Raw genomic sequence first — 14,827 nt, 5'->3', positions numbered from 1 at the left:
CCAACCAATATAACCGCCCCTTGCCAGGTAGTGTGTCGCTTAGGGACGAGGAGGAATTATGAGTTATCAGCAACAAGCACAATTTGCCCAACAACAGCCCGAACAATTTTGGTTAGAACAAGCTCAAAAGCTGGCCTGGTATAGCCCACCGCAACAGGCGCTAAGCCAAGATCAACATGGTAACTACCGCTGGTTTAAGGGCGGCAGTTTAAACACCGCCTACCTAGCGCTAGATTTCCATTGCGAAAATGGTCGCGGCGAGCAAACCGCGTTAATTTACGACTCGCCAGTAGCCAATCAACAGCAACACTTCAGCTTTAATCAATTGCGGGATGAAGTCGCCAAAACCGCAGGCATGCTGGCTGAGCAAGGCGTCAGCAAAGGCGACCGAGTAGTATTATACATGCCGATGATTCCTCAAGCGGCCATCGCCATGCTCGCTTGTGCCAGACTCGGTGCAATCCACTCGGTGGTATTTGGTGGTTTTGCCGCGCAAGAATTAGCGGTGCGCATCAACGATGCCCAGCCCAAGGTGATACTCACCGCCAGTTGCGGCTTAGAAGGCAGCAAAGTAATCAACTACTTACCCATGGTTACCCTCGCCTTAGAGCAAAGTACCCAGATGAACACGCCGGTGATCGTTTGGCAGCGCCCCCAGCAAGCGGTGGGTTTTAATCAACAGTATCTCAACTGGCAAAGCCTTCAGCAACAAGCCGAACCACACGACTGTGTACCGGTAGATGCCACCGACCCACTGTATATTTTGTATACCTCTGGCACCACTGGCAAACCCAAAGGAGTGGTACGAGATAACGGTGGTCACGCCGTAGCGATGCATTACTCGATGCAAACCGTTTATAACATGCAGCCCGGCGAAGTATTTTGGGCCGCCTCCGATGTGGGCTGGGTAGTGGGCCATTCTTACATAGTCTATGCCCCGCTAATTTACGGTTGCACCACCATCTTGTATGAAGGCAAGCCGGTGCGCACTCCCGATGCGGGCGCATTTTGGCGAGTGGCCAGCGAGCACAAGGTGAAGGTCTTATTCGCCGCACCGACCGCCTTTCGGGCGATTAAAAAGGAAGATCCCGATGGCGCACTCATTAAAGACTACGACCTTAGCCAACTGCGCGATATCTTCATGGCCGGTGAACGTCTCGACCCACCCACTCTGGAGTGGACCATCAATAAAACCGACAAACCAGTGACCGATCACTGGTGGCAAACCGAAACCGGCTGGGCGATTGCCGGCAACCCGATAGGTTTAGAACGCATGCCGGTGAAACCCGGTAGTGCCAGCAAGCCCTTACCGGGTTTCCAAGTGAGTATTTTGGATGAGATGGGCGAGCCCTGCGAGCCGATGCAACAAGGTTATATTGCCATCAAGCTGCCACTGCCTCCGGGTTGCTTACCCACGGTATGGGGTGACCAAGCCCGCTTTGAATCGGCCTACTTAAAACAGTTCCCTGGTTATTATGTCTCGGGGGATGGCGGCTACATCGACCAAGACGGTTATCTGTTTGTTATGGGACGCATCGACGATGTAATTAACGTTGCCGGGCATCGCTTATCTACAGGCGAAATGGAAGAAGTAGTGGGCGCCCACCCTGCGGTAGCAGAGTGCGCGGTGATCGGCAGCCATGATGAACTAAAAGGCCAAGTGCCCTTTGGCTTAGTGGTATTAAAGGATGGTGTGCAGCAAAGCGAACAGGAAATCTCCAAGGAATTGATCCAAAAAGTGCGCAACGAGATTGGCGCGATAGCCTGTTTTACTCAGGCAATTATCGTGCAACGCCTGCCAAAAACTCGCTCAGGAAAAATTCTTCGCCGCACCCTGCGCCAACTAGCCGATGGAGAAGACTATGCAATTCCTTCCACCATCGATGATCCGGCCAGCTTAAGCGAAATTGAAGAGTTAATGCGTCAAGGTCGAACCATGATTTAAAGCCTTAAACTACAGTAAGTTAAATCAAAAAAGCAGCTCTAAAGCTGCTTTTTTATTGGCCTAAACTAGTTTACTGCTGTTTAGCTTTAAACTGATGCACCAAGCCTTCCAAATAGGCTTGAGCGCTTTCTGCAGATTCTCCCAAGGCATATTGATAACAGTCTGCGGCGCGCCGAGTGACCAGCTTCACCACCTCATTATCTAACTTGCCGGACTCGGCCAACTCACTCAAAATGCTAAGAACGGCCTCTTTCTTCATGCCCTCTCGATAGGGGCGCTTTTGCACCAAAGCCTGAAAAATATCAGCCACCGCGATAATCCGCGCCTCTAGGCAAAGCTCGCTTTTATCTGGGTGGAAGGGATAACCCGCACCATTGATGCCCTCGTGATGATAAGCAGCCCAGCGCGCCACCTCACCCAAGCCATCAATATGACGCAGTATTTCGTAGGTCTCGTAACTATGCTGATTCATGATGGCCCGTTCCACATCATTCAGTGGCCCAGCCTTTTCTAGAATGTTGTCGGGAGTATGCAGTTTGCCTAAATCATGCAATAAACCAGCAATTTCCACCTTGTCACATTGCTCAGAAGACAGGCCATAACACTCAGCAATAAATTTCGCTAATTCAGCCACGCGTAACGAATGCTGAGCGGTAAATGGACTTTTCTGGTCAACGATATAAGACATAATCATCGACAGTTGCTTCACCTGAGGCCAACTCAGCGGATGGTTGCTCGCGACTCTGCCCATGTCCCACGCATAACGACTGATATGACGATTCTCCAAAGCAATCCAAAAGGCTTCCGAGCGCTCAACCAATTGAAAAGCCTGTACTAACTCAGGATCAAAATAGCTACCAGAATAACCGGTAATGGAGCGAACCACTTCATGCTTGGCTATCAATATATCGGTTTCATAGTGGCCTGCGGCAAGCACATCAATCCTATCGGCCAAGTAGATTAAATTGGCCATGCGCGCATCGTAGGGGCTGATATTAACGTTCAGTAAATCACTCCAAGCGGTGTGATGGTAAAGAATTGGAGTGGCAAATTTAGCGAGAGGTTCAAAGGGTTTAAGCAGTTGATAACCAATATTGCAGTGAATGTGCGCCTCTTCCCAGTCAAAATGATTCACTAAGCTTGAGTGCATCTGCTCGGTGGATACACCACAGTCATGCAGCAGCCCTAAATCGAAAGCGTATTGCAAATCAACATCACTGAAGCCAAGTTGGTGACCAATTTGGCTGGCGATATAGCCAACCCGTTTACCATGATTGGTATCATTCATCCCCACTAAGGATACCGCTGTTTCAATGGCGATAACCATTTGCCGTAAATCAACATTTAGTGCCGCAGACTGTCCCATAAGGGCCTCCTAGCATGACTTACTATCGCCACAACTTGATCCTTCAGCGACAAATTTTAGTAAAAACTAAGTTAATTGTAGAAGTAAATCGTTAAATGTGACAAATCTAACAGTAAGGAAGCTTGCAAAAACCCCAAAAAAAGCAGCCTATGGGGTTGCCTTAGATTAGTTTCTCTAGACTGCTACTAAGAAAATTTTCGACGCCACAGTAAGCCACTACAGGCGAGTAAGAAAATCATAAAACTAGCGGTCTCACTGACTTGGGCAGCTTGAACATTGGATTCAAGTACAAAGGCATAATCACCATAGTCAGAGATATAGTCTGAGCTAGTACTATAAACGCCAATCGGCGCACTCGAGACAGAGCGCTGCCAGATAAAGCTGGTTTGCGAGGCGCTGCTAGCCATATAGAAGCTCAACCAATAATCGCCGGCGGCCAAATCGATGTTTAAATCGCTGGCAGCAAAGGCCCAAATATCACTGCTTCCATTGTTATTGTGGGTAAAGCCTGTATTGCTACGAGTGAAATCAAATACCGTGTCTAGCACCGTCGCGCCACGAGCTGGGCCATTGGCCTGCTCGATGCGCATACGCAGGGCTTCGCCGCTAGGAATGGTACCGCTCGACCAATAACCACCCCAAAAGGTGATATCGGTAATAGTGGTATCACTGTTTAGTGAAAAATCATCGAATAAATCGGCACTACCATTGCTATTATCGATATAGGTGCCAATGACGATGTTGCTGGGGTCAAAACTTTTATCAACAATGATGCCCGCTTTGGCTCCCCAAGGGGAAAGCACTAAAACTAACATTAAGGCTTTGAAAAAATTAAATTTATAACTCACTTACTTGTCCTTGTTTAGATTCGTTCGGCGAGCATTTAGCAAAAATCAATCCAAAATAAATTTACTCTTTTAAATCAATAAATTAACAACATAACAGTATGGAACACAAAGGCTAGCTGTAAAAAATACTGACAAAACAGTAAATAAAGGTTGTTCGCAACAAGCTTAAACCTGCACCTCAGCTGTATAAACCATTAAAAAAGCAGCCCATGGGCTGCTTAATAAGGAGCTAAGCTTGAATGCGACTACTTTTCAGCCCGGCTCATAAACTTCTTCTCAGCAGTGCTGACTTTAATTTTTTCACCACTGGCGATGTATTCCGGCACCTGTACCGTCAAACCGGTGCTTAAAATCGCCGGTTTCGTGCGTGCGCTGGCAGAAGCGCCCTTAATTGACGGGTCGGTTTCCACAATCAACAATTCAACACTAGCGGGTAGTTCAACCGCCACTGGTGCGCCGCTAACGGTGACCACCTGCATGCCTGAGGTCTCTTCAGTGATGAAAGGCAGCTCCTCTGCAATGGTGTCTTGATGCAAGTTGTAAGGCGTGTAGTCCTCTGCATCCATAAACACATATTCTTCACCATCAACGTAAGAGAACATCACCTGATGACGACCTACATCGGCCAAATTAATCATTTCATCGGCCTTAAAGCTCTCGTCGGCTTTAGCACCTGTCGCCACGTCATATAAACGCATTCTATACAAACTGGCACCCGCTCGCCCACTAGGAGTAAGCTTGGCGATATCTTTTACAAAGTACACCTTACCGTTATGTTCAATAGCGGCATTTTTCTTAATTTCACTTGCCTTTGGCATGATTTAACATCCTTCAATAAGATCTGCTCTGAAAATATCATGTAAAAAATTTTAGGCAACTATTGCGCCTTTAGCGAAACGCCAAACAACGCGACTTTATGCAATAAACTTCGCAAAAATCAAAATAAATAGAGATAGTTAAACACAGCGTCCAAGTTTCGCTTGCGTCATCCTGCAGGTTTCTGTAAAAAACTCGCTCATCTATTCAGGGATGATCTCAGCTAACAGGAAGCTTAGCCAATTTACCAACTTAGGAGTATTGATGTTTTCCCTGCGTATTGCTGCTGTTACGCTATTATCGCTGTTATTGTGGGCCTGCTCGATTGACGATCAACAGCCGCCTAGTCAAGTCTCTATTACTTTCTACCCCCCACAGATAGCTTTCCTCTGTTCACCGATAAAAGCACAACAATTAGCCAAAAACGTTTCTTTCGAGCCAAGCAACTCTCAAGCACAGAAAGCGTGGAAATCAACCAGCGCGCCGACGGTAAACCACCCACGCTGAATGGCCAAAGTGTCGGCCAACACAGCACCTTTTTAATTGAGTTTACCGATAGCCTCGATCTCGAGCTGTATTCCGAAAGTGGCGAGTTTCTCTATAGCACCACTTTATATTCCGAGCTCAGCCAGAAACACCTCTGTTTGCCTAGTGAGCCTCTAACTAAATTTAATATGCTGGTGGATTTACCGGTAACAACGGCGCACAACAAACACCAAGCCCATCAATTGGTTGCTGCCTGTCGAGCACTCAATCAATAAGAATACACCCTAACAAACTATAAAAATGGGACTTTTCACAACGGAGGTGAACCACAATAACGAGGAAAACATGCTACAAAAAATTATTCCCTTGTCCTTGCTAAGCCTAACTTTAATTGGCTGTGACGATAACGAAGACTATCAAGCTGAAAACCAGGTCTTTCTTAGCTTTTATCCTACCCAGACGTCTTTCCCCGACTCGGCAGCAGCCGATGAGCTAGTCAATTTTAAGCGACTACTTATCGCCAATGGTTTCGAGCGCGTTGATATCACTCTTAATCAGCGAGCGGATGGAGAAGTACCACTAGATGAAGAAGGCCAACCCGCTCACCAATATGCGGTGTTTCGAGTCAGTTATGACAACAGCAATACCTTCGACCTCTATGATGAACAAGAGAACTTTTTGTACACCACCACCATTTATGCCGAAGATGGCGACCAGCACTACTGCATAGCCATCGACCAACACCAACCCCAACTCATTGAATCTGAGCTAGAAATGCGCTTTCCTGAAAATCTTAGCGAAACCCTTGACTACATCACCCACTGCCGTGAGTTAGCCCTAACACAAAGCTAAAGCCATATGGTGCCAGCTAACACTGGCACTATTGTCCAGTACTAAGGCCTAATCGATTCAACTTGCTACGATTACGCTTCGCCAAGCACACGAGTTAAGCCACATCACCAAGAGTCAGACACAGCAAACGGTCTCCCCATAGTATTACTGGCCATTCAAGTCTGAGTATTTACCCTAAAACCACTACACCCAGTACTTCATAGTGTATGACGTTTGCCTTAGGCAGGATTAACAGAAATAAACACCACCTAAATCAAATTTATTAGAACTAAGCATTAACTAATAATCTATATACAGTACAATTCGCGACCACTACGATTTCAATCATACTATTCAAACGGAAAACTTGATGAAACCAGCACTGTATAAAAATATTGGCGTACAAGTCGTCATTGCTATGGTCATTGGCGCACTAGTAGGCGCGCTCATGGGTGAGCAAGCTGCCATCTTTGCTCCATTAGGCACCATCTTTATTCACCTAATCAAAATGTTGGTGATTCCCTTGATTGGGGTGTCGATCATTGCCGGAGCGGCCAATTTAGGCAATAGCCCAGAAGCGGGCAAAATCGGTATATCAACCTTCGCGTTTTTTATGCTCAGCTCAGCACTGGCAGTGGCGCTAGCCTTAGTTATGGGTTGGATTTTTCAACCCGGTCACGCCTTAGACCTTAGCCACGCCAGTCACTTGTTTTCTAACGAATATTCAGACAAAGGTGAAGTTCCCGGAGTCATGGATACCATCATCGGCATGATTCCAGAGAATGTGTTTGCCTCCCTAATGGACGCCAATATTCTGCAAATCATGGTATTTTGTTTGTTCTTAGGTATCGCCTTATCTAAACAGCCCAAGGAAAAAAGTGCGCCGATTATGGATGGCTTAGACACCATCATTCAGGCCTTTATCTGGATGATTAATGTTGTCATGCTGATTGCACCGATAGGGGTATTTGGTTTAATGGCTGACTCTGTAGGTACCTTCGGTTTTACCATGTTAACGCTGGTCACCAAGCTATTTGCTGTGTATGTCGCAAGCATTCTGATTTTTGGCTTCGTCTTCTACCCTTAAGCATCAAGCTATTCTCTAAGATGTCGGTCAGAACATTTATCAGCAAGATGAAGAAACCGCAGGCGGTGGCGCTATCAACCGCTTCCTCAATGGCTACCTTGCCAGTCACCATGGAAGTGGTTGAAGAAGAGTTAAAGATATCCAAAGCCACTACCGCCTTCGTGCTGCCTTTGGGCGCCACCATCAATATGAGTGGTAACGCCATTTACTATGGCCTAGTAGCGATGTTTTTTGCCCAGCTATTTCAAGTGGATTTAAGCTTAACGGCCTATGCGGCGATCATCTTTACCGCGACCCTTGGTGCGATTGGCCAAGCAGGTGTACCTGGCCCTCTTTCTTGGTTGTAGCGGTGTTATTGGCGGCAGGGATCCCGATTGAGGGACTACCACTGTTGTTCGCTCTGGACCGTATCTTCGATATGATCCGCACCTCGTTAAATATTACTGGCGATGCAGCCTGCGCCGTGATTGTAGACCGCTTCAACCAGAAGCACCTTTAACCACGGAAGGACTCGGGGCGCAAATGATGGCGCTCCAGTAACTTGTAAAACTCCGTGCGATTACGCATCGCCAAGCGCGCAGCCTGACTCACATTACCCTGAGTCAGGCGCAACAAGCGCGCTAAATAGCCCCGCTCAAATTCATCACGCGCCTGAGAAAAACTGACTAATTCGGCTTTCTCCCGCAAGGCTTGCTGCACCAATTGTGCGGGAATCAAAGGCCCCGTAGACAGCGCATTGGTTTGCTCTACTACATTCATTAACTGGCGAACATTACCCGGCCAACGCGCCGCCACTAAGGCCGACATCGCTTCCGGGGAATAGGTTTTTAAGGGCACGCCTTGGCGCTCAGCAATTTGTTGGCTGAAATGATGAACTAGTAGAGGAATATCTTCGCGGCGCTTCACCAAAGGTGGTAAGGCAAGCTCCACCACATTCAAGCGATAATACAAATCTTCACGAAATTGCTGCTGTTGCACCGCTTGATACAAGTCTTGATGGCTGGCCGAAACGATCCGCACATCAACGGCAATATTCTTAGTTGAACCAACAGGGCGTACCTCTCGTTCTTGCAAGGCGCGCAATAACTTCACCTGCACACTCAAGGGCGTATCGGCGATTTCATCCAAAAATAGGGTGCCACCATTGGCCGCCTGAAACAAACCTTGGTGCGCCTGCGCTGCGCCACTAAAGGCGCCCTTGGCGTGACCAAATAACTCCGATTCAAATAGCCCTCAGGAACCGCGGCACAGTTTACCGCAACAAAAGGTCCTTGATGACGCGGACTAGCATGATGAATCGCCTTGGCTAATAACTCTTTCCCCGAACCGCTTTCCCCCTGAATCATAATATTCACGTCGCTCGGTGCCACCTGCTGCACCTGTTTCAACAACACTTCCATCACCGGACTGCGACTAATAATTTCACGCCGCCATGCGGGCTGACCTTGCTCACTGCTAACTTCGTGCAGCGAAGGCTGTAAACGCAAGGCTTCAGCCACCTTTGCTAGCAATTCCTGACTGTCGAAAGGCTTGGTTAAGTAACCAAATACCCCTTGTTGGGTAGCCGCTATCGCATCAGGAATATTGCCATGAGCGGTTAACAGCATCACTGGCAGACTGGGATAAAGCTGTTTAATCGCGCCAAACAAGGCCAAACCGTCCATGCCATCCATACGCACGTCACTAATCACTAACTGAGCAGGGTAACTCTCTAGTTCGGCTAAGGCTTGTTTGGCACTGGCCACCGCTTGCACCTGATAGCCAGCCGACTGCAAACGTAAACTGATAAGGCGCAATAGGCTGGGGTCATCATCGACCACCAAAATGTTTCCGCCAGCGTGATTAATTTCGTTCATTTAACTGTTGCTCTATTCGGGTTAGTTCATCTAGCTGCATTCTTAATGCGGCAATTTGTTGCTTTAGCAGACTCTCTTGTTGCTGTTTATTAGACTGTTGAGCCTCATATCGATGTTGCCAGCGTAAACCATCATACAGTTGGTCGTTTAGCGCCACTAACATGCCTCGTTGCGGGTAAGCTTGCTCTGAAGCTAGCGCTTTGCTTAACAAACGATGTGCTCGATGTGGGTTTTTCACCGGTGATTTTTTATAGGCATATATCAAGCCAAGTTTAATACTGTTATAGCCCAGTTCAGGATCCAGTAGTAACAGCTCTAATTCGTTAAAAATATGCTCTTCACTTTGGCTGGCTAAATTTAAGTAATAAGCAGCGGGATCAAACTCTCCCATTGTAATATGTTGAACATCACTCACTGGCACTGCCGAGCGATTAGCGGGATCCCAAGCACAAGCACTTAGCAACAGACTTACCGCAAGTAGCAGACAAAACCGTGATTTAACTTTCATCGAGCTGGCCTCCTTTTAATCCTTCCACTATAAACCGACTGCCCTCAGCTAAACGCTGGTAACGTAAGCTCGCATGTTGGCGTTCAACCAATTCCTTGGCAATAGTTAAACCTAAACCACTGCCTTTTAACCGAGGATCTTTCGCCACCTGCCCCTGCACAAAGGGTTGAAAAATCCGTTGTTGTAATTCTTCACTAATGCCTTCACCTTGATCGTCGATATACAGGCTGACCGAGCCTTGTTCGTCAAAGGAGCCCAAGCTAATCACGCCATCGGAAGGTGAGAACTTAATCGCATTTGATAACAAGTTGTCGATAATCACCCGTAACTGTTCTTGGTTAGCCATAACAGCAGCTTGCTTGAAGTCTAAGTGATAACTTAAATCCTGGCTGGACAAACTTAAGCGATGATTCGCCAGCACTTTCTCCACCAGCGCGGGCAACTCAACTGAACGATGGCTCTGCTCGCCGGGCATATCTAGCAACAGGTTAAAATCCAACAGCGCTTCTATTAATTGCTGCAGGCGCAAGCTGCTTTCCCGCAGAATTTCGGTAATTTCCTGCTGCTGCGCATTTAACGGTCCTGCGCTATTGTCATAAAGTAACTCGTTGCCTTCGCGAATAGCTGCCAAGGGGTTTTAAGTTCATGCGAAATATGACGAATAAAAGTGGTCTTTTGCTGTTCTAAACTCAGCAGACGCAAACGCATGTCATCGAGGGCGTCGGCAATTGCCATCACCTCGCTAGCGCCACTGACTTGAATAGCCTGATCAAATTCACCGGATTTTAAACGGGCGATTTGCGGCCGCAATTGCTGCAAAGGGCGAGTCACAAAAAACACCAACAAGACCGCCGCCGCCAGTGCAAAAGGCAGGCTCAACATGCTTAACAATAGACGTTGTTGGGCTCGCTTACTGGTCTCTTGTAAATCTGCTGCCAGCCGTTCAATTAAAGCTTGGCTGGCTAAATCAAATTGCTCACTCAGTTCAGCAAAACCAATAAACAGCTGGTCAAGCTCGGTTCGATGTAGGTTATCTGGCTCGGCCATCTGCAACGTTAATTGCTGCAACTGTTGTTGTAAGTGCTCTAAAATTGTTAGCAAACTTGAGTCTTGAGTATGCTGTTGATACTCCACCAAGGTTTGCTGTACTCGCTGCCGTTGGCTTTGATAAAGCTGTAAACGACTTTCATCGGCCAATACGCGAAATTGACGGGCACTGCGCTCTAAGTCCAACAAAGCATCATCTAAACGCTTACTGGCCGATGCCACCTGAGCAGACATAAATGCCGTTTGCTGACCTTGAGTAGAGACCTGCTGCAAATAATATGACGCCAGCAACAAGCTGCTTAATAAGGGCAAACCAAGGGTGGCCAAGGCCCAAAAACTTAAGCGCCGAATGGAGGCTAAGGCACGGAAATTGATCAAAAAACACCTCTAGATTAAGGCTGTAGAGTCAAGCAAACTGGCGCCTATAATGCCAGAAGTGGACAAAAATCCCACTGTCGCCACTAAGCGACAGCAACAAATAAGCTAAGACTTACAGTTAACCTATTGATTAATAAACCAAGTTAATTCAAGCAACTAAAATCCACAGCGCCCAGCCCCTTACTCGCAACACAACTGTCGCCAAAAACCGACAGCTCCAGCTCCGTTTTTTAAGCTACCGCTTCTAAGGTGATGATTTATATCACTTAAATAACTGGCTCAATTTGTGCTATCGGTTCTTACTGCAACAACCAATATAAGCATTTCTTCTTCTCCCCTCTGCTAAGGAAGCAAAAAATGGAACAATTTGAACAGCGCTGTTTAAGAATTGGAGACTGGATCTTTGAGATAAAGTTGGTGCGGGCTATTAGAGTGAGCGAGTACGGGCAACCCTACGATGCCTGCGCCAACATTAGTTTTAACGGCAGCCAAGCTTACATCGATAGTCAACTCAGCCGCGCCGACAAAACCTTTAGTGCTAAAGACTTCGCCACTTTTGTCGAATTTTGTCAGGAAATGGGCATATCCGAAGCCTGCTATGACCGCTATTCACAGGGGCAACGACGCACTCGCCGCATTCCAATTGGCGACGAACAGCGACAAGCACCGAAGGTGGTCAATTTTCCTCAAAGCAATAGCCGTTAATCGGCGGCAATCGCCAGCACGACACGTTCAAAAAACATCCGATTTTCTGTTGAAGCGCTAGTGTTATTGGCTAGCCAATGTTACCCTCAAGTCTTGGTTAATACAGCTTGTTTAACCAGAGAGCAAACACAAGATCATAAAATAAAGGATGTAAACAGACCATGAAAGTAGGTTTGGTTGGTTGGCGCGGCATGGTGGGTTCCGTGTTAATGCAGCGTATGCGCGATGAGAGCGATTTTGCCCACATTAATCCCGTTTTTTTTAGCACATCACAAGTTGGTATTGCTGGCCCAGACGTAGGCACCGGCGAAACCATTCTTCAAGATGCCTTCGATATCGACAGCCTAAAAGCCATGGACACCATCATCACCTGTCAGGGTGGTGATTACACCAAAGAAGTCTACCCTAAGCTGCGCGCTAGCGGTTGGGATGGCTACTGGATCGATGCCGCATCATCTCTACGTATGGAAGATGATGCCGTTATTGTACTCGATCCTGTAAATCGCCATGTCATTGATCAAGCCTTAGCTGACGGTGTTAAAACCTATGTTGGCGGAAACTGTACGGTTTCTCTGTTACTGATGGCGATTGGCGGCTTATTTGAAAAAGACCTTATAGAATGGGTCAGCCCAATGACTTACCAAGCGGCCTCGGGTGCAGGGGCACGTAATATGCGTGAGCTAATCAGCCAAATGGGCGAAATTCGTGATGAAGTAGCTAGCGAATTAGCAGACCCCGCTTCAGCGATTCTCGATATCGATAGAAAAGTCGCAGAAAAAATGCGTAGCCAAGACTTTCCCACTGATCAATTTGGCGTACCACTAGCAGGCAGCCTAATCCCATGGATTGATGTGCCACTTGCCAGCGGCCAAAGTAAAGAAGAGTGGAAGGCGCAAGTCGAAGCGAACAAGATTTTAGGCACTAGCGATAGCCAAACGCCTATCGATGGTATTTGTGTACGCATTGGCGCCATGCGCTGCCATAGCCAAGCACTGACCATTAAGTTGAAAAAAGACATACCTGTGGCAGAAATTGAAGCCATTTTAGCGGCGCACAACGATTGGGTGAAAGTTATCCCTAACGACCGTGAGCTATCAACTCAAGAATTAAGCCCAACTAAAGTTACTGGAACCTTGAGTGTGCCAGTGGGACGTATTCGTAAGTTGAGTATGGGGCCGGAATACATCTCGGCCTTCACCGTTGGCGACCAACTATTGTGGGGAGCCGCCGAGCCGCTACGCAGAATGCTACGGATTTTAATAGAAAAATAGCCATTCGAGTTACCAGCCCAGTCCCATGACTGGGCTTTTTATTGAGCGAAACCAAGTCGCTGTTCAGTAAAATTGCGCTAAGCCAAGTCAGATTAAAATAAGCGGTAAATTGTTTTCCCCAGTCAGCAAAATTGACTAAGCTATTGATAAGAAAAACTTCGCGTATTTGCATTGTTAGGATTTAGTGATGATAAAAAAACTCATTGTAAGTAGTACCTTTATGGCTTTAGCCGCTTGTTCTAATTCATCTCCTGAGCAACAGCAAGAACTTATGATCACACAAAATGCTCAAGATGTGGTTGATTGCGCAATTCTAGGAGTATTCAACGCCGACTCAGGTAGTTTAAATAATCAACAATACCGACAATCACTCAACGACAGAGTTATCGCCATGCATGGCAATGCAGTAAAACTGACCCAATTAACTACTGCAGAGCCGGAAATGCTAAGTGCCCATGTCTATTTGTGCCCACAATAAATCAATATAATTGCAAACAACAACACGGCTCCCAAGCCTAGGAGCCTTGAATAAAACGTTTGCCACTGACTGAGCCAACACTGCATGGATGCCTTAGTCAGAAGTAACAAATGGATGCTTTATGAGCGACAAAGAATTTAAGAGAGCTACCCTGAACCTGAAAAAGGCTGTGCCACTGATGATGAAGCATCAGATCCCTGCTACGCCTAATAATTATGCCTTGTGGTACCTCTATGTCGATGACCAAAATCCAGAACTCACTGCCGCCATCGATGAAGTGATTAATCAATATAACACCGTACCTAGCACTAGCAGTGAACAGCTCTATCGAAACCACATTGCCAAACAGAACGAGCTAGACATTGAAGATACCCGGTTATGCCTAGAAGCCATGGCCACCGAACTGTCACAAACCATGTTTGATACCGGCTCCAATGCCAGCGCCTTCCAAAGCAGCATCGAAAACAACTTCGCTAGGCTTCACCGTATCGAAGAAGATGGCATGCCTTTCGATCAAGTCATGGGCGTAGTCAGAAGCTTAATTGATGATGCAGCGAGTATTCGCCAAAACACCGATTTCTTCCACGCCCAACTCGATAAAGCCAAGGCAGAAATAGAAAACCTTAAAAGCCAATTGAAAGAAACCGCCAAAGACGCGCTATTCGATGCTTTAACTGGCATCCTCAACCGTCGCGCTTTTGAGGCCGACTTTAAAGCTCTCTTGGATAGCCAACCGCAGGGCTTATGCCTGATTCTGGGTGACATCGACCACTTTAAAGTATTTAACGATAACTACGGGCATTTGCTGGGCGATCAGGTATTAAAAATTGTGGCTAAGCGACTCAATGAAAGCTGCCGAGATGGCATTCGCGCTTACCGAGTGGGCGGTGAAGAGTTTGCGATTATTTGTCCAAAATCAAATTTGCGCACAGCCAGACACCTAGCAGAGTCGATTCGCCGAGCAGTCGAAAAACTCAGTATAAAAGATCGCCGCTCCCAGCAAACCATCGACAATATCACCTGCTCCTTTGGCATCGCCGAATACAACCCGGTCAGCCAATCTATAGCCCTGATTGAAGCCGCCGATAAACAACTATACGAAGCCAAACGCTTAGGTCGAAACCGAGTAATGCCAATAGTAAACTAGGCTTAAGGCGAAGTATTAACAAAGACTTCGCCTTCACATTTCCCAAGGTAAATCGTAA

Annotated in this window: 13 protein-coding genes and 2 pseudogenes; 8 read left to right on the top strand and 7 right to left on the bottom strand. The window is 47.0% G+C overall.

Features of this window, described 5'->3' with window-relative positions; translation table 11 throughout:
• The first annotated feature begins 58 nt into the window (after nucleotides 1–58).
• The gene (locus tag AR383_RS13145) at nucleotides 59–1,945 is read left to right on the top strand and encodes a propionyl-CoA synthetase (protein ID WP_157051738.1); all 1,887 of its coding nucleotides are present in this window, start codon (nucleotides 59–61) and stop codon (nucleotides 1,943–1,945) included.
• A gap of 70 nt (nucleotides 1,946–2,015) precedes the next feature.
• Here AR383_RS13145 and AR383_RS13140 read toward each other — a convergent pair whose 3' ends face one another.
• The 3 genes from AR383_RS13140 to efpL form a co-directional block, all read right to left on the bottom strand.
• Nucleotides 2,016–3,311, bottom strand: a complete 1,296-nt coding sequence (locus tag AR383_RS13140; RefSeq protein WP_055733543.1) for an HD-GYP domain-containing protein — start codon at nucleotides 3,309–3,311, stop codon at nucleotides 2,016–2,018.
• 185 nt (nucleotides 3,312–3,496) lie between these two features.
• Complete coding sequence (locus AR383_RS13135; RefSeq protein WP_055733542.1) at nucleotides 3,497–4,159, bottom strand: hypothetical protein; 663 nt, start codon at nucleotides 4,157–4,159, stop codon at nucleotides 3,497–3,499.
• 245 nt (nucleotides 4,160–4,404) lie between these two features.
• Nucleotides 4,405–4,977 carry an elongation factor P-like protein EfpL gene (gene efpL, locus AR383_RS13130; RefSeq protein ID WP_055733541.1) on the bottom strand — a complete coding sequence of 191 codons (573 nt, stop codon included), beginning with the start codon at nucleotides 4,975–4,977 and terminating at the stop codon, nucleotides 4,405–4,407.
• Between the two features lie 462 nt (nucleotides 4,978–5,439).
• Between efpL and AR383_RS13125 the strand changes: the two genes are divergently transcribed.
• The 3 genes and pseudogenes from AR383_RS13125 to AR383_RS13115 all read left to right on the top strand — a co-directional run bounded on the left by AR383_RS13125 (nucleotide 5,440) and on the right by AR383_RS13115 (nucleotide 7,878).
• Complete coding sequence (locus AR383_RS13125; protein ID WP_055733540.1) at nucleotides 5,440–5,736, top strand: hypothetical protein; 297 nt, start codon at nucleotides 5,440–5,442, stop codon at nucleotides 5,734–5,736.
• 70 nt (nucleotides 5,737–5,806) lie between these two features.
• Nucleotides 5,807–6,313: a hypothetical protein gene (locus AR383_RS13120; RefSeq protein WP_055733539.1), complete on the top strand. Its 507-nt coding sequence runs from the start codon at nucleotides 5,807–5,809 to the stop codon at nucleotides 6,311–6,313.
• 349 nt (nucleotides 6,314–6,662) lie between these two features.
• Nucleotides 6,663–7,878, top strand: a pseudogene (locus tag AR383_RS13115) (dicarboxylate/amino acid:cation symporter).
• Here the strand turns inward: AR383_RS13115 and AR383_RS13110 are convergent.
• The 4 genes and pseudogenes from AR383_RS13110 to AR383_RS13095 form a co-directional block, all read right to left on the bottom strand.
• Nucleotides 7,875–9,235, bottom strand: a pseudogene (locus tag AR383_RS13110) (sigma 54-interacting transcriptional regulator). The pseudogenes AR383_RS13115 and AR383_RS13110 overlap by 4 nt on opposite strands.
• Entirely contained in the window at nucleotides 9,222–9,743 is a 522-nt protein-coding gene (locus tag AR383_RS13105; protein WP_055733538.1) for a DUF5320 domain-containing protein, read from the bottom strand. Before AR383_RS13105 ends, AR383_RS13110 begins: the two are co-directional and overlap by 14 nt.
• Nucleotides 9,733–10,374 (bottom strand): sensor histidine kinase, encoded by a 642-nt coding sequence (locus tag AR383_RS13100; RefSeq protein ID WP_055733537.1) that lies wholly within the window; start codon nucleotides 10,372–10,374, stop codon nucleotides 9,733–9,735. The genes AR383_RS13105 and AR383_RS13100 overlap by 11 nt, the downstream gene beginning before the upstream one ends.
• Entirely contained in the window at nucleotides 10,317–11,168 is an 852-nt protein-coding gene (locus tag AR383_RS13095; protein ID WP_055733536.1) for a HAMP domain-containing protein, read from the bottom strand. The genes AR383_RS13100 and AR383_RS13095 overlap by 58 nt, the downstream gene beginning before the upstream one ends.
• A 357-nt stretch (nucleotides 11,169–11,525) precedes the next feature.
• Here AR383_RS13095 and AR383_RS13090 point away from each other — a divergent pair, with 357 nt between their 5' ends.
• From AR383_RS13090 to AR383_RS13075, 4 genes are all read left to right on the top strand, one after another.
• Complete coding sequence (locus AR383_RS13090; protein ID WP_055733535.1) at nucleotides 11,526–11,873, top strand: hypothetical protein; 348 nt, start codon at nucleotides 11,526–11,528, stop codon at nucleotides 11,871–11,873.
• A 161-nt stretch (nucleotides 11,874–12,034) separates the two neighbouring features.
• Nucleotides 12,035–13,144 (top strand): aspartate-semialdehyde dehydrogenase, encoded by a 1,110-nt coding sequence (asd, locus tag AR383_RS13085; RefSeq protein WP_055733534.1) that lies wholly within the window; start codon nucleotides 12,035–12,037, stop codon nucleotides 13,142–13,144.
• A 187-nt stretch (nucleotides 13,145–13,331) separates the two neighbouring features.
• A complete protein-coding gene (locus AR383_RS13080) occupies nucleotides 13,332–13,622 on the top strand; it encodes a hypothetical protein (RefSeq protein WP_055733533.1) in 291 nt (96 codons plus the stop codon).
• A 121-nt stretch (nucleotides 13,623–13,743) separates the two neighbouring features.
• Nucleotides 13,744–14,769: a GGDEF domain-containing protein gene (locus AR383_RS13075; protein WP_055733532.1), complete on the top strand. Its 1,026-nt coding sequence runs from the start codon at nucleotides 13,744–13,746 to the stop codon at nucleotides 14,767–14,769.
• Nucleotides 14,770–14,827: the final 58 nt, after the last annotated feature.

It is taken from the genome of Agarivorans gilvus (assembly GCF_001420915.1).
Lineage (GTDB): Bacteria > Pseudomonadota > Gammaproteobacteria > Enterobacterales > Celerinatantimonadaceae > Agarivorans > Agarivorans gilvus.
This window is presented reverse-complemented; position numbering and strand designations above follow the sequence as displayed.

Coding starts and splice junctions, on each gene's coding strand:
- AR383_RS13145 (WP_157051738.1), top strand. CDS start 59: ATGAGTTATCAGCAACAAGCACAATTTGCCCAACAACAGCCCGAACAA.
- AR383_RS13140 (WP_055733543.1), bottom strand. CDS start 3,311: ATGGGACAGTCTGCGGCACTAAATGTTGATTTACGGCAAATGGTTATC.
- efpL (WP_055733541.1), bottom strand. CDS start 4,977: ATGCCAAAGGCAAGTGAAATTAAGAAAAATGCCGCTATTGAACATAAC.
- AR383_RS13120 (WP_055733539.1), top strand. CDS start 5,807: ATGCTACAAAAAATTATTCCCTTGTCCTTGCTAAGCCTAACTTTAATT.
- AR383_RS13105 (WP_055733538.1), bottom strand. CDS start 9,743: ATGAAAGTTAAATCACGGTTTTGTCTGCTACTTGCGGTAAGTCTGTTG.
- AR383_RS13090 (WP_055733535.1), top strand. CDS start 11,526: ATGGAACAATTTGAACAGCGCTGTTTAAGAATTGGAGACTGGATCTTT.
- asd (WP_055733534.1), top strand. CDS start 12,035: ATGAAAGTAGGTTTGGTTGGTTGGCGCGGCATGGTGGGTTCCGTGTTA.
- AR383_RS13080 (WP_055733533.1), top strand. CDS start 13,332: ATGATAAAAAAACTCATTGTAAGTAGTACCTTTATGGCTTTAGCCGCT.
- AR383_RS13075 (WP_055733532.1), top strand. CDS start 13,744: ATGAGCGACAAAGAATTTAAGAGAGCTACCCTGAACCTGAAAAAGGCT.